General features: G+C 54.4%; 15 protein-coding genes. 12 read left to right on the forward strand and 3 right to left on the reverse strand.

The window, feature by feature from the left end:
• Nucleotides 1-12 precede the first annotated feature (12 nt).
• Together PU624_RS10500 and PU624_RS10505 are read right to left on the reverse strand one after the other, a co-directional pair.
• Entirely contained in the window at nt 13-3,348 is a 3,336-nt protein-coding gene (locus tag PU624_RS10500; protein WP_283547563.1) for a diguanylate cyclase, read from the reverse strand.
• A gap of 163 nt (nt 3,349-3,511) precedes the next feature.
• The gene (locus tag PU624_RS10505) at nt 3,512-4,126 is read right to left on the reverse strand and encodes a phosphatase PAP2 family protein (protein WP_283547564.1); all 615 of its coding nucleotides are present in this window, start codon (nt 4,124-4,126) and stop codon (nt 3,512-3,514) included.
• A 284-nt stretch (nt 4,127-4,410) separates the two neighbouring features.
• Here PU624_RS10505 and udk point away from each other — a divergent pair, with 284 nt between their 5' ends.
• The 3 genes from udk to asmA all read left to right on the forward strand — a co-directional run bounded on the left by udk (nt 4,411) and on the right by asmA (nt 7,553).
• Complete coding sequence (gene udk / locus PU624_RS10510; RefSeq protein ID WP_004571279.1) at nt 4,411-5,052, forward strand: uridine kinase; 642 nt, start codon at nt 4,411-4,413, stop codon at nt 5,050-5,052.
• Between the two features lie 83 nt (nt 5,053-5,135).
• Nucleotides 5,136-5,717: a dCTP deaminase gene (gene dcd, locus PU624_RS10515; protein WP_004571280.1), complete on the forward strand. Its 582-nt coding sequence runs from the start codon at nt 5,136-5,138 to the stop codon at nt 5,715-5,717.
• Nucleotides 5,718-5,729: 12 nt separating this feature from the next.
• On the forward strand, nt 5,730-7,553 hold the full coding sequence (gene asmA / locus PU624_RS10520; RefSeq protein WP_283547565.1) for an outer membrane assembly protein AsmA: 1,824 nt from the start codon (nt 5,730-5,732) through the stop codon (nt 7,551-7,553).
• 27 nt (nt 7,554-7,580) lie between these two features.
• Here asmA and PU624_RS10525 read toward each other — a convergent pair whose 3' ends face one another.
• Nucleotides 7,581-9,152: a TerC family protein gene (locus PU624_RS10525; RefSeq protein WP_283547566.1), complete on the reverse strand. Its 1,572-nt coding sequence runs from the start codon at nt 9,150-9,152 to the stop codon at nt 7,581-7,583.
• Between the two features lie 795 nt (nt 9,153-9,947).
• Between PU624_RS10525 and wbaP the strand changes: the two genes are divergently transcribed.
• The 9 genes from wbaP (at nt 9,948) to PU624_RS10570 (ending at nt 22,113) form a co-directional block, all read left to right on the forward strand.
• A complete protein-coding gene (gene wbaP, locus PU624_RS10530; protein ID WP_283547567.1) occupies nt 9,948-11,381 on the forward strand; it encodes an undecaprenyl-phosphate galactose phosphotransferase WbaP in 1,434 nt (477 codons plus the stop codon).
• Between the two features lie 294 nt (nt 11,382-11,675).
• Nucleotides 11,676-12,815, forward strand: a complete 1,140-nt coding sequence (locus tag PU624_RS10535; RefSeq protein ID WP_283547568.1) for a polysaccharide export protein — start codon at nt 11,676-11,678, stop codon at nt 12,813-12,815.
• A 9-nt stretch (nt 12,816-12,824) separates the two neighbouring features.
• Nucleotides 12,825-13,259, forward strand: coding sequence for an arsenate reductase/protein-tyrosine-phosphatase family protein (locus PU624_RS10540; RefSeq protein ID WP_283547569.1), 435 nt, complete (start codon nt 12,825-12,827; stop codon nt 13,257-13,259).
• A 12-nt stretch (nt 13,260-13,271) separates the two neighbouring features.
• On the forward strand, nt 13,272-15,449 hold the full coding sequence (gene wzc / locus PU624_RS10545; RefSeq protein WP_283547570.1) for a tyrosine-protein kinase Wzc: 2,178 nt from the start codon (nt 13,272-13,274) through the stop codon (nt 15,447-15,449).
• A 277-nt stretch (nt 15,450-15,726) separates the two neighbouring features.
• Nucleotides 15,727-16,863: an EpsG family protein gene (locus PU624_RS10550; RefSeq protein WP_090959569.1), complete on the forward strand. Its 1,137-nt coding sequence runs from the start codon at nt 15,727-15,729 to the stop codon at nt 16,861-16,863.
• Nucleotides 16,864-16,992: 129 nt separating this feature from the next.
• Complete coding sequence (locus tag PU624_RS10555; RefSeq protein ID WP_283547571.1) at nt 16,993-17,910, forward strand: glycosyltransferase family 2 protein; 918 nt, start codon at nt 16,993-16,995, stop codon at nt 17,908-17,910.
• A gap of 70 nt (nt 17,911-17,980) precedes the next feature.
• Nucleotides 17,981-18,733: a glycosyltransferase family 2 protein gene (locus tag PU624_RS10560; RefSeq protein WP_008926080.1), complete on the forward strand. Its 753-nt coding sequence runs from the start codon at nt 17,981-17,983 to the stop codon at nt 18,731-18,733.
• 46 nt (nt 18,734-18,779) lie between these two features.
• The gene (locus PU624_RS10565; RefSeq protein WP_283547572.1) at nt 18,780-19,814 is read left to right on the forward strand and encodes a glycosyltransferase family 4 protein; all 1,035 of its coding nucleotides are present in this window, start codon (nt 18,780-18,782) and stop codon (nt 19,812-19,814) included.
• An 82-nt stretch (nt 19,815-19,896) separates the two neighbouring features.
• The gene (locus PU624_RS10570; protein WP_283547573.1) at nt 19,897-22,113 is read left to right on the forward strand and encodes a phage tailspike protein; all 2,217 of its coding nucleotides are present in this window, start codon (nt 19,897-19,899) and stop codon (nt 22,111-22,113) included.
• Nucleotides 22,114-22,153: the final 40 nt, after the last annotated feature.

Here is a 22,153-nt window from a genome sequence, read left to right on the forward strand (position 1 = left end):
GCAGCGCGGGAATTAACGGATAGCGAAGATGCGATCTTCGGCCAGTGAGCGCAACGGCTGACGCTCGGCCACCGCGCTGCCCCAGACGCCATCGACATCCAGGGTCGCCAGGCTGCTGAGCAGAGCCGGCACCGAGACCGGACCGGCCAGCACCGAAATATTGCGCTGCGTTGCCTGGCCCTGAATGATGGTGAGCAGCATCTCATCCATCAGATTATTGTGAACGTTGGCGACCAGCTCCGGTGCCAGCACCAGATAATCGACCACCTCATCGCTCAGCAGATTAAAGGCCTCGAGGTTCCGGCCAAAATTCTGCAGGACGATGCGGCAGCCACACTGACGCAGTTGCAGCAGCGCGGCATAGAACCGATCGCCCTTGCTCAGCACGCTGGCGGCAGGGAACGCGAAACCACAGTGGCTTTCGGAGAGACCGGCGGCGGCGAAGCGCTGACAGAGTTGCTGCACAAAAGTGGTATCACTCAGTAGCTGGGCATTGAGCGGCAGAATCACCGGAATGCCTTTGTGATTGAGCTTTTCTACGTCATGGCGGAAAAAAGCGTCAAGAATATTGTTATCCAGGCGGCGTCGCAGCGTTTCATCAGGCAGGTTATTGCGCAGCAGCGTCTCATCCACCAGCAACCCGTCTGCGGTTAACAGCTGCACATCGAGCAGCCAGATAAAGGCCGCCTGCGGCGTTTTTGGCGGCGCAACGGCCCAGGCGGGCAGCTCAATCTGCAGCGCGTCAATCATGGCGGCATCCATATCCCGATGGTTGCCCGGCAGCGGTAAGCGATGCTGTTCGTAAACCATCAGTCGTCCGCGTCCGCTGCGTTTGGCGTTGTAACAGGCGATATCCGCCTGCGAAAGCACGTCGCTGCTCTGACAGTTTTCGGGTGAAATTTGTGTGACACCCGCGCTGGCGCCCACATGATAGAGACGACCCAGCCACTGGAAGCGGTAGTCGTTTACCGCAGCGACGAGGCGCTGCACCACGTCATGCGCCTGATCGACATCGCAATCAGGCATCAGCAGCGCAAACTCATCGCCGCCCAGTCGGGCCAGGAAATCGCTGCTGCGCAGATGGTGCTGCATCAGATCGGAGAGTTCGCGCAGCAACGCATCGCCTGCGGCATGGCCGGCGCTGTCGTTGACCGCTTTAAACTTGTCGAGGTCGATAAACACCAGCACATGCTGATGCTGATGTTCAGCGGCATCAAACAGCAGACGCTTCAGCTGAAGCTCAAAGCTGGCGCGGTTAGGCAGGCGGGTCAGGGTGTCATGCAGCGCGCTGTAGCTCAGGCGCTTCATCAACTTGCGCGACTCGCTCACATCCTGAATAACCATCACCGCACCCTGTTCCAGACCCGCTTCCGAGCGCAGAGGGGTGATGCTGTAGTGAATGTCGATGTGGGCGCCGTCCGGGGTGTGCAGCACCAGATCTTCCGCCAGGCTGGGGGTGATTTTTTCCGGCGGCAGCTGGCACAGCAGCAGATTCTCTACCTCGGGGCCGTTACGTCCCTGAGTAATATGCAGCAGCTCACTCAGCGGCTGACCGGCGGCCTGCTCCTGTGACAGGCCACTCATCTTCTCCGCCACCGGATTCATAAAGGCCACGCGCATCTCTTTGTCGGTGCTGATCACCGCTTCACCGATCGAATCCAGGGTAATCGCCATGCGCTCTTTCTCCTGAAACAGCGCTTCATTCAGATTACGGAGCGGCGTGATGTCCTGGCAGATGCCCAGCATGCGCTCAATGCGACCCTCTTTGCTCAGTTGCCGGTTAGCCTGGGTGCGAATCCAGCGCTGTCCTTCCGCATTGACCACGCGATATTCCATATGAAACGCGCTGCGCAGCTCTATTGCCTGCTGTACCGTCATCGCGGCGTATTCCCGATCGGCGGTATGCAGCAGATGGATCCAGAGGTCATAGCTGGGCGACTCATGAGGGGCAAGGCCAAACAGCGCATACATCCGCTTGTCCCATAGCATCTCGCCGGTCAGCAGGTTCCATTCCCATACGCCGATGCCGCCCGCTTCGTTAGCCAGCGTAATCCGCTCCATCAAACGGCGGTTCACCTGCTCGCTCTGTTTTAGCTCAGAGATATCGATAATCTGCGCAATAAAGTAGAGCGGCTCCTGGCTGCCATCACGCACCAGCGACACCGTCAGGCGCGCCCAGACAATCTCACCATCTTTACGGAAATAGCGCTTCTCGAAGGTATAGGTATCAATCTCACCCTCCAGCAACCGGTTCGCCTGTTGCAGGTCGAGGCTGAGATCGTCGGGATGGGTAATCTGCTGGAAGGTCAGTCGCTTCAGCTCCTCAGCCGGGTAGCCCAGAATCTGACACAGCGAGCGGTTAACCTGCAGCCAGTTACCCTGCGGCGCGACCAGCGCCATGCCAATGGCGGAGTACTCCATGGCGTGACGGAAGCGGGTTTCGCTATCGGTAATGTGGAGCTTTTCGCGCCGGAACGCATCCATCACCAGCGACATAATGTGGCTGGGTATTAAAACCAGCAGAAACGGCAGCCAGCTGGAGACCGGACCGAGCGCAGCGTTATTATTAGCCACGCTGACCAGGTCGAAGGCGAGCAGTATCGAGATAAAGCTGGCGTTAATGAAGAACAGCACAAACGCCTGCAGCTTGGGCAGGCGGACGGCGCACCAGAAGAGGATCACCACAATAAAGGTAAAGGGCCACGGCAAAAAGCGCAGCGCCAGATAACTGGCCCCCAGGGTGAGCAGCAGCGTCAGCAGGGATTCGGCCAGACGCAGATCGCTGAACTGTGCGCATCGCAGCGGCCAGGGCAGCAGCAGCAGCATCGGGCCTAACACCAGCATGCCGATGATCTCGGAGATCACCCAGGTATAAAAGAAGGGAAACGAGGCATGGCCGCTGACCTGCAACGTCCAGAGCGCCAGCAGACCGCCGAGTACCGGCGTCACAATGCCCACCGACAGCACCATCCTGGCCCAGTCGTTAAGCGAATCCAGCGGCGCGCGCCGATTCAGCAGGGCGCGCAGCAGCATGCCGCCCACACCGGCCTGGATTAGATTGAGCAGGGCAAATTTAATGTTGGAGAGGGCAGGCCCGATGATGATGGCATTCGCCCCGGCGGTGCCCAGCACACAGGCGGTCAGCAGCAGCGGCAGCTGGCGTGACGGGCAGCGAAAAACCACCACAGTCATTAACGTGGTCGGGAACCAGAGCGGGGAAATTTTTCCGCTGACGACGATCAGTTCAAGACAGAACAGTGTCAGGGCAAATACCACGCAGCCAAGAATCAGCGCCGAGAGCCAGCGGTTTGGCGTGCTATTTTGCGGGGACAGGATCTCAATCGTCATGCGGACTTCCGGCAGGGTGCAACGCTCCGCAACGGCGAATCAGGCACCAGTCATTCTCTGACGGCATGCTAGCACATTTGGCAAAGAAAAAAGGGGAGAAATCAATATTGCCCGTTATTCGGCGAATTGACGGGCACGGCAGGATTGATTGCCAGCGTGTTGATTACTGGCGGAAAAGATCGGCGCGGGTATAGGGCTTTTCCATCCCGGCGAGGCTGGCAGAGAAACGTTCAAGGAACTGCTGCGTGGTGGCAACGCGGCCGTGACTCATCAAAACAAACGGCACTAATAACGCCGCACCGACCTGCGGCCAGCTAAAGCCTTTGAGTGAGGTGCGGCGCTGGGAAATCAGAAACGCGGTGCTCAGCGTGAAGCCCAGCAGCAGACCGGTGGCGACCTCACTTTTAGAGTGGGCGTGGATCACCAGACGCGAGAACCCGACCATCAGCGGAATCAGATAACCGACCCCAATTGCTGCAATGCGCCACTTCGCAGACCAGCGGCCGGAAATCAGCCACAGCATCACCGGCCACAGCGTGGCGGACATGGCGCTGTGGCCGCTGAAACCGGTGAAATTAAAGCGGGCACTGCCGATGCCAAACCCCAGAAACAGAATTTTAGAGATGCTGACGGTCAGGCCAGCCAGGCCAAAGGCCAGAATCCAGTAAAAGACCGTAAGACGGTTGTCACTTTTCCACGGCAAAATCAGCGCAATAATTACCGCTGTCGGAATCAACAGCATGCTGTCGCCAAAATAAGTCAAAGTCTTCCAGTGCATACCACTCCTGATGCATCATTCGGTCGTCATGTTTGCGACACGCGTTGTCTGAACAGCGTGCCGCGCAGGCCATTTTTTTTATAGTATGGTGTGCCGTTAGTTTATCGGTGAAATGAGTGGCGTCCAAAGGAGAAAGTCTGAAAAGACGCCAGCGCCATTTTTCTGGCATCAAAAGACCGAAATCCCTATACTTAGCGCGAACACACCCTCTCCATTTCGGCCCGTCCGCTGCCCGCGTAATGTGTGACCAGTGGCAGGCTCCAGTTATCAGGTCCTAAAATAGTATGACTGACAAGTCTCATCAGTGCGTGATTGTAGGCATTGCCGGCGCTTCCGCATCCGGTAAAAGTTTAATTGCCAGCACGCTCTATCGTGAAATCCGTGATCAGGTAGGTGACGAGCACATCGGGGTGATCCCGGAAGATGCTTATTACAAAGATCAAAGTCACCTCACCATGGAAGAGAGGGTTAAAACCAACTATGACCATCCGAGTGCGATGGATCATGATTTGCTGTTGCAGCATCTGCAGGCGGTGAAAGCCGGGCAGGATATTGAGCTGCCGGTTTACAGCTATGTGGAGCACACCCGCACCCAGCAGACGCAACACCTGAAGGCCAAAAAGGTCATCATCCTTGAAGGCATTCTGCTGTTAACCGATGCCCGTCTGCGCCAGGAACTCAACTTCTCTATCTTCGTGGACACGCCGCTCGACATCTGTCTGATGCGCCGTATGAAGCGTGATGTTAATGAGCGTGGCCGCTCCATGGATTCGGTGATGAGTCAGTATCAGAAGACCGTACGTCCGATGTTCCTGCAGTTTATCGAGCCATCAAAACAGTACGCCGATATCATTGTGCCGCGCGGCGGAAAAAACCGTATCGCCATCGATATCCTCAAGGCGAAAATCAACCAGTTTTTTGAATAACGCACGTCCGTCCGGACGTGGTGCAGACCGGCGGCGGGCACACTGTCGCCGGTTCGCTACACTTATGTCATGGAGTTACCGCAATGAGATTATGCGATCGCGATATTGAAGCCTGGCTGGACAATGGCAAACTGGCCATTGAGCCACGCCCGCCAGTCGAGCGCATTAATGGGGCCACCGTCGATGTGCGCCTGGGTAATCAGTTCCGCACCTTCAGCGGCCACACCGCGGCCTTTATCGATCTGAGTGGCCCGAAACAGGAAGTGAGCGCGGCACTGGATCGGGTCATGAGCGATGAGATCGTGCTGCCTGATGGTGAAGCCTTTTTCCTGCATCCGGGGGAGCTGGCGCTGGCGGTCACGCTGGAGTCCGTGACGCTGCCTGACGATCTGGTCGGCTGGCTGGATGGACGTTCATCGCTGGCACGCCTTGGGCTGATGGTTCACGTGACGGCACACCGCATTGATCCAGGCTGGCAGGGCCGAATCGTGCTGGAGTTCTACAATTCAGGTAAACTGCCGTTGGCTCTGCGTCCAGGCATGTTAATCGGTGCGCTGAGTTTTGAACCCCTTTCCGGCCCGGCTGCGCGTCCCTACAACCGGCGTGAAGATGCGAAATACCGCGGTCAGCAGGGTGCTGATGCCAGCCGTATTGATAAAGACTGATCTGAGGATGTAATGAAAAGAGTGATAACCACGCTGGCCATCCTTTTAGTGGTGGTCGTAACGGGAATGAGCGCACTGGTGCTGCTGGTCAATCCCAACGACTTTCGTGCCTATATGGTGCAACAGGTCGAGCAACGCAGTGGTTATCGCCTTGAGGTCAGCAGCGATCTGCGCTGGCACGTCTGGCCGCAGCTCAGCATTCTGGCTGGCCGGATGAGTCTCACCGCGCCGGGCGCCAGTCAGCCGCTGGTTTCGGCGGAAAATATGCGACTCGATGTCGATCTCTGGCCACTGTTGTCCCATCAGCTTAGCGTCAGCCAGGTGTTGCTGAAAAACGCGATAGTGCGGGTGACGCCCGACAGCAGCGCACAGCGCGCCAGAAATGCCCCTCAGGGTCCGCGTGATGCGGAACCGGCCACGCCTTCGACTGGCTGGTCTTTTGATATCGCTAAACTCCGCGTAGCCGACAGCCTGCTGATCTGGCAACAGCCCGGCGGCGACGAATATAATTTCCGCGACCTTAACATTGATATGGAACAGGACGCGAACAAGCTGGCGACCCTGTCGCTGAGCACCACACTGATGCGCAACCAGCGCAACGCCACCCTGAATCTCAAAGGTCAGCTCGATGCCGCGCAATATCCGCATCGTCTCAGCGGCCAGTTGCAGCAGCTGGATTACACCTTATCCGGCGCCGATATTCCGGTTCAGGGGATTAAAGGATCGCTGAGCCTGCAGGGCGAGTGGAATGGCGACCGCCAGCAGTTCTCTTTCAGCAATCTGCAGCTTACCGCCAATGACAGCACGCTGACCGGGCAGGGCAGTGGTCATGTTGTGCCGCCGCAGCAGCTGGCACTGGATCTGAAAGCCAGCAATCTGAACCTCGATAATTTGCTCACCAGCGCGCCTGTCTCTGAAGCGCCTGGCGTGCAGCATGCCACCGTGGCCCGTTCGCCGGTGATTGCTGCGCCGCGCGAACGCACCAACGCGGACTCTCCGCTCAACGACATGGATCTGGCCCTGAAGTTTCAGGCGGACAATGCGTTATGGCGCGGTCTCTCCCTGACCGGCCTTGCGGTTAACGCCAGCAACCAGCATGGACTGATGACGCTGACTACCCTCAGCGGCAAGCTGGGCAATGGCAGCTTCTCGGTTCCCGGCAGCATCGATATTCGTCAGCCAGAGACGCGGGTCAGCCTGAAACCGCAACTCCGGTTAATTGCGATCCAGCCGCTGCTAAAAGCGTTTGAACTGCCGGAAAGCCTGCAGGGGAATCTGAGTCTCGATGGCGAACTGTCGGGTAATACGCTGACGGTTGATGCGGCGAAGCGCAGCTGGCAGGGCAGGGCAACGATCAGCGCCAGCAACCTGAAGCTGGCACAGCTCAATCTGCAGCAGATGGTGCAGCGTGCCGTGGCGCGGGTCAGCGACAAGGTCAGCAGCCAGGAAGCCGTCGATGAAGGCATTGAGTCGATCAGCGGCCAGGTCGCACTGAATAAAGGCGTACTCAGCTTCAGCGATATCAATGGCAACGGTCAGAATCTGGGCCTGCAGGGTGCGGGCAAAGTTGACATGGTGCAGCAACAGCTGGATGTGACGCTGGGCCTGAAAATCAGTGGCTGGCATGGCGATGACGCGCTGGTGAAGGCGCTCTCCGATCAGCCTGTCCCGCTGCGCATGTATGGCGACTGGAACAGCCTGCAATATTCCCTGCCGGTGGATGACGTTCTGCGTAACCGTCTGCAGAGTGAGGCGAAGTCACGACTGAATCAGTGGATCGATCGCCAGAAAGAGGGCGAGAACAAAGAGAACCTGAAGAAAATCATGCGCCCGTAGCGGGCGCATTTCTCAAGGGATAATCGCTTAAACCTCGTAATCACTCGCCGGTTGCAGCAGGATTTCCACTTTCTGCACCCGATGGTTCTCGACCTGCAGGGTGCGCAGCAGATAATCACCCAGTTGCAACACTTCGCCTTCCTGCGGGATGTGTTGCAGCTTATCCATCAGTAATCCAGCCAGCGTATGATAGTCACGTTGTTCATCCAGCGGCAATTTCACATAGAGCGCCAGATCTTCCAGTGGCATATGGCCGTTGGCAATCCAGTGACCTTCACCCTGAATCTGAATATCATAACGGGCATCGATTTCACCCGCCTCATTCGGCAGATTGCCGGCGATGGTCTCCATCACATCGCTCAGCGTCACTACGCCTTCTACTGAACCAAACTCATCCACCACAAAGGCAAAGTGCGTATGCGCCTGGCGGAACTGCTCCAGCGCCTGCAGCAGCGTCAGCCGCTCAGGAAAGACCAGCGGCTGACGAATCAGGGCGCGCAAATCGAGCGAGTTATGGTGCAGTGACTGGTGCAGCAGATCGATGACGTGCACCACGCCCAGCGGTTCGCTGGAGTTATCGGTTATCAGGATGCGTGTGTGCTGGTTGCGGTCGAGGCGCGACATAATCTCTGCCGGGTCATCACTGAGATCGATATGCTCGACGTCATGGCGCGAGGTCATGATGCTGTTAACGTGGCGCTGACCCATACCCAGCACGCGCGCAATCATGACGCGCTCCTGGCGGTTAAACAGCATGCTGGCATCGCTGTCCGCAATCAGCGACGAGGTTTTTGCATCCAGCTCTGCCGGTTCTGCCGTGCCACGCAGCATCCGCAGCACCGCTTCCGCTGTGCGCTGGCGCAGAGGACGACCTGCCGACAGTACGCGACGACGATTGAAGTGTGCCAGCTGGTTCAGCGCCTCTATTACTACCGAGAAACCGATGGCCGCGTAGAGATACCCTTTAGGGATCACAAAGCCAAAGCCCTCCGCCACCAGACTGAAGCCGATCATCAGCAGGAAGCTTAAGCAGAGGATCACAATGGTGGGGTGTTTGTTGACGAAGCGGGTTAACGGCTTGCTGGCAAGCAGCATCAGCAGGATGGCGATGGTAACGGCAATCATCATGACCGGTAAATCATTCACCATGCCGACAGCGGTAATCACCGCATCCAGCGAGAAGATGGCATCCAGAACCACGATTTGCGCCACCACCGGCCAGAATTTAGCGCCGCCTTTTTGTTGACCGGACTCCTCATCATGTCCTTCAAGTCGCGCATTCAACTCTGTGGTGGCTTTAAACAGCAGGAAAATACCGCCCGACAGCAGCAGTAAATCGCGCGCACTGAAGGGATGTCCACCCAGCGTTACCCAGGGTTCTTTCAGCGTAACCAGCCAGGAAAGCGATGCCAGCAGCAATAACCGGCACAATAACGCCAGCAGCAGTCCGATCACGCGTGCGCGGTCGCGAAGCGGCCCTGGAAGCTTCTCAACCAGGATGGCAATAAAGATAAGATTGTCGATGCCTAAAACGAGTTCCAGAACGATTAGCGTTACTAATCCCGCCCATAGCGAGGGATCTGCAATTACCTCCAGCATGTCTTGTTCACCTGAATATCTTAAATTGAGTTTTCTCTGATGATAGTGGAGTGCGAAGCCACGTACAAATGGCAGGACAAGGCAGCGGTGTCCTTAAAAGGGCGCAGTGTCGTGCAAAATGTGAACATATCAGTATGACGCTTTGATTAAATTCACAGGGTTCAGGGGAGACTATTCTGAGTCATTTTGTCCCCTGAATGAGATATTCACCTGCCGGGCTTATGCGATTTATCTCATCGGGAGTATGGCATTAATCCTAAATTTGAAGAAAGCATTGCACTGCCTGTCAGGCATCAATACTAATTGCTGGTAGTCTTTTTCCTAAAATAGTCCAGGGATGGCGGGACCTGCTTGTAAACAAGCCAGTAATAACTAGTATAGCAACAAGTTAGCAAACTCTGCCCCAGAGTCGTAATTCGCGTACCTATTCGACATTAATCGCAATGTGACGAATGCGTAATTCACCGATGAACGTCTGTACGATGCGCTGCGGTAACGTCAACGCATTACGGGGAGCATTATGAATGATGACAGCGATATTGGCAGCGACAGCCAAGGGCGGTAGCGTGCCCGAATCGCGTTTTTGTTGATAAAGTGAGCAGCGCTGGCGGTGTTTAAGTCAGAGTAATCTGTTGGTATACATCACAAAATTATTGGTTTTATGGTTAAGATCGCTGGCGTAAACGCCGCAGGAGCTCCCCTTAGAAACGGCTCAGTCTGGAGAGGTTTCGTCGCTTAATGATTAAACAGGCGATAGCCGTTGCGGGTTTAAGGAAATAAAATAAAGAGTTAAATATGCGCGATACAGAATTTACGTTTAAAAGTCTTATTACCAAATTAATGCTGGCATGTTCAGACTTAATTTGTTTCAACGCAGCATTATTTGTGGCGATGATGCTAATTAATCTTCACTCGGGTTCGCCGCTGGCAGATATTTCTGAAAAAGAAATGAATTTAAAAATTGCCACACACATTTGTCTGTCGGTAATTTGTATTGGCTGGTTCTGGGTAAGGCTTCGTCACTATACCTACCGGAAACCTTTCTGGTTCGAATTAAAAGAAGTTTTTCGTACCATTCTTATATTTTCTGTTATCGACCTGTCGATTACCGCACTGTCACAGTGGCAGATGTCGCGTTTCGTCTGGTTACTGACCTGGATTCTGGCGCTGATCTTAATTCCGACCTGTCGCGCACTTTCCAAGCGTCTGCTGAATAAAAAAGGCCTGTGGAAGAAACAGACCATTATTATCGGCAGCAGCAAAAATGCGCACGAAGCCTGGCAGGCGCTGCAAAGCGAAGAGGTCATGGGTTTTGACGTTATCGCTTTCTACGACGTTGATGGAACCTGTCCGCAGGAGATCATGAACGGTGTGCCGGTGCTGCGCGACGAACAGGAGCTCTGGAGCCTGACCAACAGCGAAACCCAGTTCATCGTGGCTGTGGAGTATGAGCAGAGTCAGTACCGTGATATCTGGCTCAAATCGCTGGCGATGCACAACTGCCGTTCAGTTTCAGTCATCCCGACCCTGCGTGGCGTACCGCTTTACGGTACCGATATGGCTTATATCTTCAGCCACGAAGTGATGATTCTGCGTGTGCAGAACAACCTGGCGAAACGCACTTCGCGTTTCCTGAAGCGGGCATTCGATATCGTGGGTGCGCTCTCGATTATCCTGATGCTTATGCCAGCGCTGCTGGTGCTGGGCTTCCTGGTCGGTCGTGATGGTGGACCGCCGATTTATGGTCACGAGCGTGTGGGAATGAATGGCCGTAAATTCAAATGCCTGAAATTCCGCTCCATGGTCATTAATTCCAAAGAAGTGCTGGAAGAAGTTCTGCGCACCGATCCGATTGCCCGTGCGGAATGGGATAAAGATTTCAAACTCAAAAATGATCCACGTATTACTAAAGTGGGCCACTTCATCCGTAAAACAAGCCTCGATGAGCTTCCTCAGCTCTGGAACGTGGTGCGCGGTGATATGAGTCTGGTTGGACCTCGTCCGGTCATTGAAGATGAACTCTGTCGTTATGCTGGTGATGTTGATTATTACCTGATGGCTAAGCCAGGCATGACGGGATTGTGGCAGGTCAGCGGTCGTAATGACGTTGACTATGAAACCCGCGTCTATTTCGACTCGTGGTACGTGAAAAACTGGTCACTGTGGAATGACATCGCCATCCTGTTTAAAACAGTGGGCGTGGTGTTGAAACGCGACGGTGCCTATTAATCGTGAGTCGAAATGAGCGTGCTCACGCGCGCTCAGAGGTGTTTTGCCGTTGTCAGGCGTGTCGTTGATAGTGGCCATCATCAGGGATATCGCCGTGCAGCCATAGTCCGCTATGATGCCAGGCGTTTCAGGTAGACCCTGATAGATGGTCACTACTTATAACAAGTGGAGCAAGGATAATGAACGACAGGTTCAGAGCTTAAGGCTGAAGTCAGCCAGGATTTACTTTTTGTTGGACGCTTACACAGCGGCGGTTTCGCCTCTATCAATAAATAACTGATAGCGAAGATCTAAATGATTACAATCAAAATGAAATTGATACCCTTGCTGGTATCCGCCACATTCCTTAGCGGATGTACGATCGAACCAGGTTCTCACCTTTCTACATCAGGAAAAGATGTTGTTGAACAGCAGGACAGTAACTTTGACATCGATAAATATGTCAACGTCTTCCCGCTGACGCCTTCACTGGTTGAAAGGATGCGTCCTAAGCCACTGGTGGCTCAGACCAATCCTTCACTGCAGAACGAAATTCAGAACTACGAATACCGTATCGGTGTGGGCGATGTCCTGACCGTGACGGTCTGGGATCACCCGGAGCTGACTACCCCAGCGGGTCAGTACCGTAGCGCAAGCGACACCGGTAACTGGGTGCATTCTGATGGCACCATCTTCTATCCCTACATCGGTCGTGTCCGTGTAGCGGGCCGTACCGTCGGCGAAGTGCGTGACGAAGTGTCGCGCCGTCTGGCTCAGTACATTGAAAGCCCACAGGTTGATGTCAGCATTGCCTCGTTCAAATCGCAGAAAACCTATGTAACAGGTTCTGTCACGAATTCAGGTCAGCAGGCGATCACCAACGTACCGTTGACGGTGCTGGATGCGATCAACGCCGCTGGCGGCCTGGCCGCGGATGCAGACTGGCGTAACGTCGTGCTGACGCACAACGGTCGTGAGCAGCGCGTCTCTCTGCAGGCACTGATGCAGAATGGCGACCTGAGCCAGAACCACCTCCTCTATCCAGGCGATATTCTTTACGTCCCACGTAACGACGATCTGAAAATCTTCGTGATGGGTGAAGTGAAGCAGCAGACGACCCTGAAAATGGACCGCAGCGGCATGACGCTGGCGGAAGCGCTGGGCAATGCGGCGGGGATGGATCAAACCACCTCTGACGCGACCGGTGTCTTCGTTATTCGTCCACTGCACGGCACCGATCGCAGCAAGATTGCCAACATCTATCAGTTGAACACCAAAGATGCGGCATCCATGGTGATGGGAACCGATTTCCAGCTCCAGCCTTATGACATCGTCTATGTCACCTCTACGCCGCTGACGCGCTGGAACCGTGTGATTTCAGGATTGATACCGACCATTGCAGGTATCAACGATGCGACACAGGCCGCTTCACGTATCCGCACCTGGGGTAATTAAGGTCCGACCATGATTAAGTCCGTGTTAGTCGTTTGCGTCGGTAACATCTGTCGCTCTCCCACCGGAGAGCGCCTGTTTAAACGTGCGCTGCCCGATTTAGATGTTCGCTCTGCGGGACTGGGGGCGCTTGTCGGTCACGCGGCCGATAAGACGGCGACCGACGTCGCCGCGGCGCAGGGTCTGTCGCTGGAAGGACATCAGGCTCAACAGCTGACGGCAGAAATGTGCCGCAATGTTGACCTGATTCTGGTCATGGAAAAGCGACATATTGAACAGGTGAACCGCATCGATCCGGCCGCGCGTGGCAAAACCATGCTGCTGGGACACTGGCTCAATCAGAAAGAAATTGCGGATCCGTACAGAAAAAGCCGTGAGGCCTTTGAAGAGATTTACGGATTACTGGAAAACGCTACCCAGAAGTGGGTCAACGTATTAAGCCGATAGTTGGGATTATCCATGAATATAAAAAATAAGGTCAGAACCGCGCCGGGAGAGGATTCGAATGGATGGGATCTGGCGCATCTTGTGGGACAGCTAATTGATCATCGCTGGATCATTGTTGCCGTTACCGCATTTTTCATGCTGGCGGGAACGCTCTACACACTGTTTGCAACACCGATTTATAGCGCAGATGCCTTAGTGCAGGTTGAGCAGAAGAATGCCAGTACCGTTCTGAACGAAATTGACAGCATTCTGCCACCGACGCCAGCCTCTGATACGGAAATCGAGATTCTGGAATCCCGTATGGTCATCGGCAAAACCGTTGACGATCTGGGTCTGGATACCGTGGTTGAGCAGAACTACTTCCCGGTTATCGGTAAAGGTCTGTCGCGCCTGATGGGCAACAAACCGGCTGATATTGCGATTTCGCGCCTGGAAATCCCACGCACCGTCGAAAAACGTAACGTCGAGCTGGAAGTGACCGGCCCGGACAGCTACACCGTCTCTAAAGATGGCGATGAGCTGTTCAAAGGTAAAGTCGGCCAGCTGGAGTCGCACGGCGACATCAGCATGCTGGTGAGCGAGATTCACGCTGATGAAGGCACCAGCTTTACCGTGACCAAGCTGAATGACCTGCAGGCGATTCGCTCTGTACTCGCTAACCTGACCGTCGCAGACAAAGGTAAAGATACCGGCGTACTGGGTCTGGAATATCTGGGTGAAGATCCAGAGCAGATCAGCAAAGTCCTGAACCAGATCGTGAACAACTATCTGTTACAGAACGTTGAGCGCAAGTCAGAGCAGGCCGAGAAAAGCCTGGAGTTCTTACGCACTCAGCTGCCTGCCGTTCGCAGCAAGCTGGATGAAGCGGAAAACAAGCTGAACACGTTCCGTCGTCAGAACGAATCGGTTGACCTGTCACTGGAAGCGAAATCTGCCCTGGACTCGTCTGTCAGCGTGCAGAGCCAGTTGAACGAACTGACCTTCCGTGAAGCTGAAGTTTCACAGCTGTTCACCAAAGATCACCCGACTTACCGCGCGCTGCTGGAAAAACGCAAAACGCTGGAAGGTGAGCAGGCTCAGCTGAACAAGAAAATTGCTGGCATGCCACAGACTCAGCAGGAAATCCTGCGTCTGACCCGTGACGTTCAGTCTGGTCAGGAGATCTACATGCAGCTGCTGAACCGTCAGCAGGAGCTGGGCATCAGTAAAGCCAGCACCGTGGGTGATGTCCGCATCATCGACAGCGCGCAGACCGCTAACGCGCCGGTTGCACCGAAGAAGCTGCTGATCATCGCCGCAAGCCTGATTTTAGGTCTGTTCGTGTCAGTGGGTCTGGTTCTGCTGAAAGCGATGCTGCATCACGGTATCGAGAACCCGGATCAGCTGGAAGAGCTGGGCATGAATGTCTATGCCAGCGTTCCACTGTCTGACTGGCAGCGTAAGAAGGATACCGAAGCCCTGGCGCGTCGTGGCAGCAAGGTGAAAACTGATCCGCACGAAACGCTGCTGGCGCTGGGTAACCCGACTGACCTCTCCATCGAAGCGATTCGTAGCCTGCGTACCAGCCTGCACTTCGCCATGATGGAAGCGAAAAACAACATCCTGATGATCACCGGCGCCAGCCCGGGTATTGGTAAAACCTTTATCTGTGCCAACCTGGCGACTCTGGTCGCGAAAGCGGGTCAGCGTGTTCTGTTTATCGATGGCGACATGCGTCGTGGTTATACCCACGAACTGCTGGGCGCGGATAACAAATCAGGCCTGTCAAACGTGCTGTCCGGTAAAACTGAGTTCAGCCCGGCGCTGATTCAGCAGGGCGTGTACGGTTTCGACTTCCTGCCACGCGGTCAGGTTCCACCGAACCCTTCTGAGCTGCTGATGCATCGTCGCATGGGTGAGCTGCTGGACTGGGCGAGCAAGAACTACGACCTGGTGTTAATCGATACGCCGCCAATTCTGGCCGTCACCGATGCCTCAATCATCGGTAAGCTGGCCGGCACCTCGCTGATGGTGGCGCGTTTCGAAGCCAACACCACCAAAGAAGTGGACGTCAGCTTCAAGCGCTTTGCCCAGAACGGTATTGAGATTAAAGGTGTGATCCTCAACGCCGTGGTGCGTAAAGCCGCGAATGCGTATGGACATGGTTATGACTACTACGCCTATGACTACAGCAAGACCGAAAAAAGCTGATCATTGAGTAATAACCAGGGGGCGGTCTGACCGCCCCTTTTTATCGTCCTTTTGAATGACGACACGCATCAATTTACACAGGTTATTCTGTCCAAACCCACATAAGCGATACCTCTATAAATCGCATGGCGAGCGTCACTCAACAGAATTCATCACCAGCATGGCATTGCCTGCACGCAACAGTTGACCGTCCTTTCAGGCTCACTGAAAAGCCAGTCGGAGAGGCGAAGCGTGATTATTGCTGGCATGAGAACTTGTGGAATTAAGGAATCACACCATGGCTCCATATTGGTATGTATCAGGCTTTTTATTGCTGCTTTCGCTGTTTGAAATAGCCCTGAAAAAAGACGAACGCACAAACTATATTCTGACCTGGCTGCTCTGTTTTGCGGCCGTGACGTTGATTATTTTCGGGGGTATTCGTGGCCTCGGCACCGGCATGGATGACTTTCAGTACCGGAGCTTCTTCGAAGACTTTGTAAGACGTATCGAGATCAACGGCTTCTTTAATACCGTTGCGTTTTTCCGTTACGAACCGCTGATTTTTGCGATGGCGTGGCTGACCAGCCTGTTTTCGCACAATGCCAGCATCTTCCTGTTTGTCTTCTGCGCGATTGCCGTTTCTATCAATACTTACTTTTTCCGGAAGATGTCACCCTATCCGGTGCTGGCGCTGGTGCTCTATTCAGCGCACATCTTTATCAACAAAGACATTAACCAGATTCGCTTTGGCCTGAGTTCAGCGCTGTTCCTTGGCGTGCTGTGGTCGATCTATCTCAAGCGCTACTGGTGGGCCTTTGCCTTCTTTATTCTGTCGTTCACGAGCCACAACACCGGGGTCATGGTGGTGACGCTGGTGCCGTTCCTGTTTATTCGTGACTGGCGCTGGTGGCCGGTAATTATCATCGTTGCCAGCTTGCCGCTATCGGTAGTGGGTGGTTCCAGCTTTATTGCCCTGATTGCCGGACATCTGGGATCGCTGGGGGAGAGGGCATCGGGCTATAACAATGACCCGTCCTATGCAATGGGTGGCAGCATCCTGGCGGTATCGAACCTGAAGAACATCATGCTGGTGTTTGTGTTCTTCTATTTCATGCTGACCGATGAGCTGAAGCGCGAAAACTACGCCCAGTATCGCCTTAACTATCTGCTGATTCTGAGCTTTGCTATCGGCGGTGCGATCAGGATCTTCCTGTACAACTTCCCGTCAGGTTCGCGCCTGTCGAACTATTTGCAACAGGTCGAGCCGATCATCCTGACCTCCCTGATTTATCAGGCCAGGCGGTCGTGGAAGCCAGCGCTGTACGCCATGCTGGTGTTCTTCCTGCTCTACTACCTCTACTACAACACCATTTCAACCAAGCAGGCGGTTACCGGCTATGAAGTGGCGCGGGAGTTTTGGTTAGTCCACTAATTAATCCGGCGATCGGCCCCTCGTGAAGTGATTCACGCAGGGGCCGTTGCCGGTAAAAACACAGGTTTTTCATCGACCGTTGTCGACTGAACTGTTTATTTTTTGAATTATTTTAATGAGGTGCTGGCAATGAAGGACATTCGTTTCTCCATCGTAATTCCGGCTTATAACGCGTCAGAATCGATTGTCACGACGCTGGATTGCGTTAAAGCACAAACGTATCGCAATTTCGAAGTCATCATCGTGGATGATAAATCGGCGGATGCCGCGGCGCTGGCGGACGTGGTTCGCAGCGAACGCTATCAGGATCTCGATATCAATCTGGTGCTCTCAGAGGTCAAACTCAACGGTGCCGGCGCGCGTAACAAAGGCATTGAGCTGGCAACCGGTGATTATGTCAGCTTCCTTGACGCCGATGATGAGTGGGCCGCTGACAAGCTGCAGCAGGTGAGTGAAAAAATTGCGCAGCTGGACGCTCAGGGCAAAAAGAATTTCGTCATTTTCAGCCAGGTGAACATCTATCAGGACGGCACGTTCCTGAAGGTGATGCCGATGCAGCCACCAGGCAAAAATGAAACCGTCGCCGAGTATCTGTTCGGCTGCTACGGCTTTATCCAGACCAGCACCATCGTGCTGAAGCGTGAAGACGCGGCGAAGATTCAGTTCGATACCCGCTACATCCGTCATCAGGATTATGATTTCTGCATTCGTGCCGACCGCATGGGCTATGACTTTGTGATGATCGCCGCACCGCTGGCGAACTACCACCTGGTCACGAAATTTGGCTCGAAACACAAAGGCGAATCGGTGAACTACTCGATGTTCTGGCTCGATAGCATGAAGCCGCATCTTACCCCGCGTGATATCCACACCTACAAAGCCTTTAAGCTGCCGCTGCGCTACAGGATGGATGGCAAGTCGCTGATGGCGAGCCTGAGCTTTGCTCGCTATTTCTTCCTCACCAACAAAGACAATCGTGCTTATTTTATGAACCGGGTTAAAGACAAGGTCAAAGCACGTTTTGGCGGTGAGAAAGCGATCTCCTGACGCGCACCGCGCCTCGCTCTGCTCCTGATTGTCAGGAGCACCTCTCTTTTCGATTAATTCAGGGTTGAAGATGAATACTTCTGTTGGAACCGTTGGCATTGTCATGCCTATGTATAATGCCCGTCAGACGGTGTTACGCGCTGTGCAATCGGTTATCAATCAGCACTATACCGACTGGCACCTCTATCTGGTCAACGACAAATCCACTGACGACTCGCTGGCGTTTGTGCGTGAGCATTGTCAGGATCCGCGTATTACTATCCTGGATAACGCGGTCAACATGGGCGCAGCAGAGACCCGCAACGTGGGACTACGCGCGGCCACTGAAGAGATTATCGCGTTTCTCGACAGCGACGATGAGTGGCATGCGGATAAGCTGACTCAACAGGTTGCCGCCATTGCGGCCGGTGATGATTTTGTGATTACCGAATATCACTATAAAACCCGCAAAGCTGAACACGACATCACCTACGGCAAACCTTACCTGCAGCAGGAAAACTTTGTGAAGAAGCAGTATCGCGTCTGCTTCTCCTCTGTCTGTTTCCGCCGTCCGCCGCAGGGTCTGTTCTTCCAGCGTAAAGGCCACGAAGATTTCCTGTTTTTGTATGAATTATTCACCCGCTATAAGCAGGCACGCGTAATTCAGACGATTCTGGTCAACTATTACGAGTTAGGCGATTCCCTTTCGCGTAATAAGAACAAAGCGGCCCAGTGGCACCTTGAACTATTAAGAATTATCTATAAAAACAATCCGTTAAAAATCTATTACTATTACGCCTGGTATATGGTGAATGGTGTGCTATTTACCCTTAAGCATCGTTAAGCCTGTCGGCAGGATTGTCTTTAAAATTTGAGGTGGATAGCGTTTCATGAAAAAAATTGTCCTGGTGATCAAAGATGCTTATTCGTATGCGGGCACCGAGAACATCTGTAACTTCATGTCAGAGTGTCTTGGCGAAACACATGAAGTCACCATCTACTCGCTGGAAGGCAGCGGTAAAACCTTTTATCCGTTTGAGCACGTTAAACAGATCGTCAGCTTCGAAGGGCAGAGCAACCCGATTAAAAGCGCGGTAGCCCGAATCAACGAAGAGGGTTTCGACACCGTCTTCCTGATCAGCATGGGTCGCCTGAGCGTGATGTTCGCCTTCTGGAATCTGCTGGCAATGAAGAAGAAGCGGGGCAAAGCCTACGCCTGCGAACATATCGCCATCAACTCCTTCAGCAAACCGATTAAGTTCCTCAAGTTTCTGCTGCTGCGCTACTACGACCGCGTGATTGTTCTGACCGAAAAAGATCATCAGGTGTTCAGCCGCTGGCGCATTCCCAGCAAGCCAATCCCAAACCCGGTGGTTTACAAAAACTATCTGCGCCAGACCCGTCATCGTCAGGCGCTGGCGGTAGGTCGTCTGGATAACCAGAAGGGCTTTGATTTGCTGCTGGATATCTGGCGCGACTTCGCCCGCAACCATCCGGACTGGACGCTGGTCATTGCCGGTGACGGCGAACTGCGTCAGCAGCTGCACGATCAGGCTGCCGTGCTGGGCATTACCGACAGCGTGAAGTTTGTCGGCAAGGTCAGCAACATCAATGACTACTATCGCGACAGCGATATGGCGCTGATGACCTCGCGCTATGAAGGATTGCCACTGGTGCTGCTGGAAGCCAAATCCTGGTCACTGCCGGTGGTGGCGTATGACTGCCCGACCGGACCTCAGGAGATTATCAACCACGGTGAAGATGGTTTCCTGGTGCCGATGAACGATAAAGCCACGTTTCTGGCGCGGATGGAGCAGCTCGCCAGCGATGACGCGCTGTTCTATGCCATGAGCGAAAAAACCAAACAAACCGCGCTGAAATTCGACGGTAACCAGATTAAGCAAAGCTGGCTGTCATTGGTTTAACCGGAGCTGGAAAAGCTCACTTGCGACGTGCCTCAGGGACACCGCCATGGCCAATGGCCTTATTGACTACGGGAATTGATGCATGAAAAGAAGAGAAGTTTTACAGACCGCCGCCTCCGCTCTGGTGGGGGCTCTCTCCGTGAGCACCTTTTCCAGCTACGCTGCAAAAAGTAACGGTATTGCCCTGAAGCCGGTTGATGCCACTGCTATTCCGAAAGGCGACGTGCCGATCCTGACGCCGGAAAATGTCTACGCCATGCCACCGCAATTCTGGCAGGGCTTTGAAGGCAAACTCTGGATTGGTAAAGCGGGTGTGGATGCCAGCAAACCGGGCAACCAGATTCCGGTTTTCCTGCGCGATGCCAGCGGCAAAGTGTCAGAGATTTCGCAGCCGATCACGCTGAACAAAGGCAACTTTGCGCAGTTTATTCAGGATAATGCCGCGCTGATTGCCGATCCTTCGCATTCGATGACGGTCGAAGACAACAACGGTCAGACGCTGTTTAACATCGCCGATGTCAGCCGTCCGGGCCCGGCCGATTTCAGTCAGCGTCTGGCGCAGCCCGCAGGTTATCAGCTGATTGGTGAGATCCCGTCCGTGGCGGAGTTACGCAAAACCCGTCCGCTGTTTGAAGGCGCCAAGGTTAAGCTGAAAAGCTGGCATGAAGGACGTGAAGTGGGCGGTGGCGAGTTTGTCGGTAGCTTCCAGGCCGTACAGAATGATGGCGGCGTAAACTTTTCGGGCGAAGGCTTCTCCTGGCGTCGCGTGGTGGACGATTTCAACCGCCTGACGCTGTTTGATTTCGGTGCGATTGCCGATGGCAAAACCGACACAGCACCCGCCATTATGGCGATGTTCGAGTGGTCACAGCAGGCTAACCAGCAGATCTGTGTGCAGTTCCCGGCCGGGACCTTCATGGTCTCCGCCTGTAACCTCGGCAATAAATATCTGAACTTCTTCCGCATGTCCGGTGCGATGGTGAACTTCGGCTACTTCCCGGCGACCACCATTGTTTCGGATGGTAAGTCAGAGTTCGTCTTCGAGATGAATGCCCGTCGTGTCGAGCTTTCTAACCTGAACTTTAACGGCAACAGCGATAAGAGCCCCAACCAGCAGGGCTTCTTCCATAACAACTGCCCTGGCGGACAATATTTCCGTGGTGCCTGCCTGCGCTTCAACGCTGTCGGCGGCACCGCTATCAGCCTGCAGGATACCCTTGATTGTAAAATCGACCAGTGGTACGCCTCACGCTGCACCGGCGACGTGATCAAATCGGGCTGGTCAGGTCAGAAGCAGGGCAAATGGGACCACAGCACCGCCATCGAACTGTCGAACTTCAATGCGCAGTATTGCCGTGGCGGCAAAGTCCTCAACCTGCCGCGCTGCGGCCAGTCGATTATTCATAATGGCTGGATTGAGCACTGTGACAACCCAGGCGATCTCTCCAACGGTCAGTGGATCGTTGATGCGCTGAGCCTGGAGGATTGTAAGAATCCGCTGATCGCGCACAACACCCGTCTGAATATGCGTCAGACCAGCCTGCAGTCTGGCAGCTGGATCGACAACTCCATGCAGGGCGATCGTCTGCTCAGCATCTGGGAGATGGGATCGACCCGCGTCGAGTCTTATGGCGTCGCGCTGGATGGCAGCCTGAAGTACAACTACATCACCTCGCGCTGGCGTTTAGAGAACAACACTAACCAGGAAACCTGGTTTGATCTCGGCAGCCTCTACTCACCGACGGTGGGGGATTCGTGGGAAATCGAAATCTTTGGTCAGTCACAGTTCAGCAACGGCAGTGGCGATAAGCCGCTGATGAACCTGATCGGTGACAAGACCACCGGCGGCCGCGCGGTAATTCACGTGCAGCGCAAGAAAGATCTGTCAGAAGCGAGCTGGTCGGCAGAAGGCAGCAGCCCGATTGTCGATGTTCGCTATGTGGCTGAGCATGACACCGATGTCCATATCTACGTCAAACTGGCGGGCTGGACGCCGTCAGCGGCGGTACTGGTGAAAACCACCGGTAAAGATCGCTTTGTGACCGGTCGCTGTGCACGGGTCAACGCGGTGATGGAGAAGGGCAATCCACCGTCAGGCGACGCGACCAAACGTGCGCCGCAGCGCTTCAGCCTGCACAACGGCAAAGCGGGTGTGGGTGCCAACGAGCAGGGCGATCTGCTGATGGCTTCGCGTCCGCTCTCCGCCGATCAGGTTGATACCAGTAAGCCGGAAGGCTTTGTTTCCGTGGTCATCAACGGCAAACAGGTCGCACTGCCTTACTTCGCGATTAAGTCGTAACACCTTGACGGCCGCCACAATGGAGGCGGCCGGTTTTAAC

It is taken from the genome of Pantoea sp. Lij88 (genome assembly GCF_030062155.1).
In the GTDB taxonomy this organism is placed as follows: domain Bacteria; phylum Pseudomonadota; class Gammaproteobacteria; order Enterobacterales; family Enterobacteriaceae; genus Pantoea.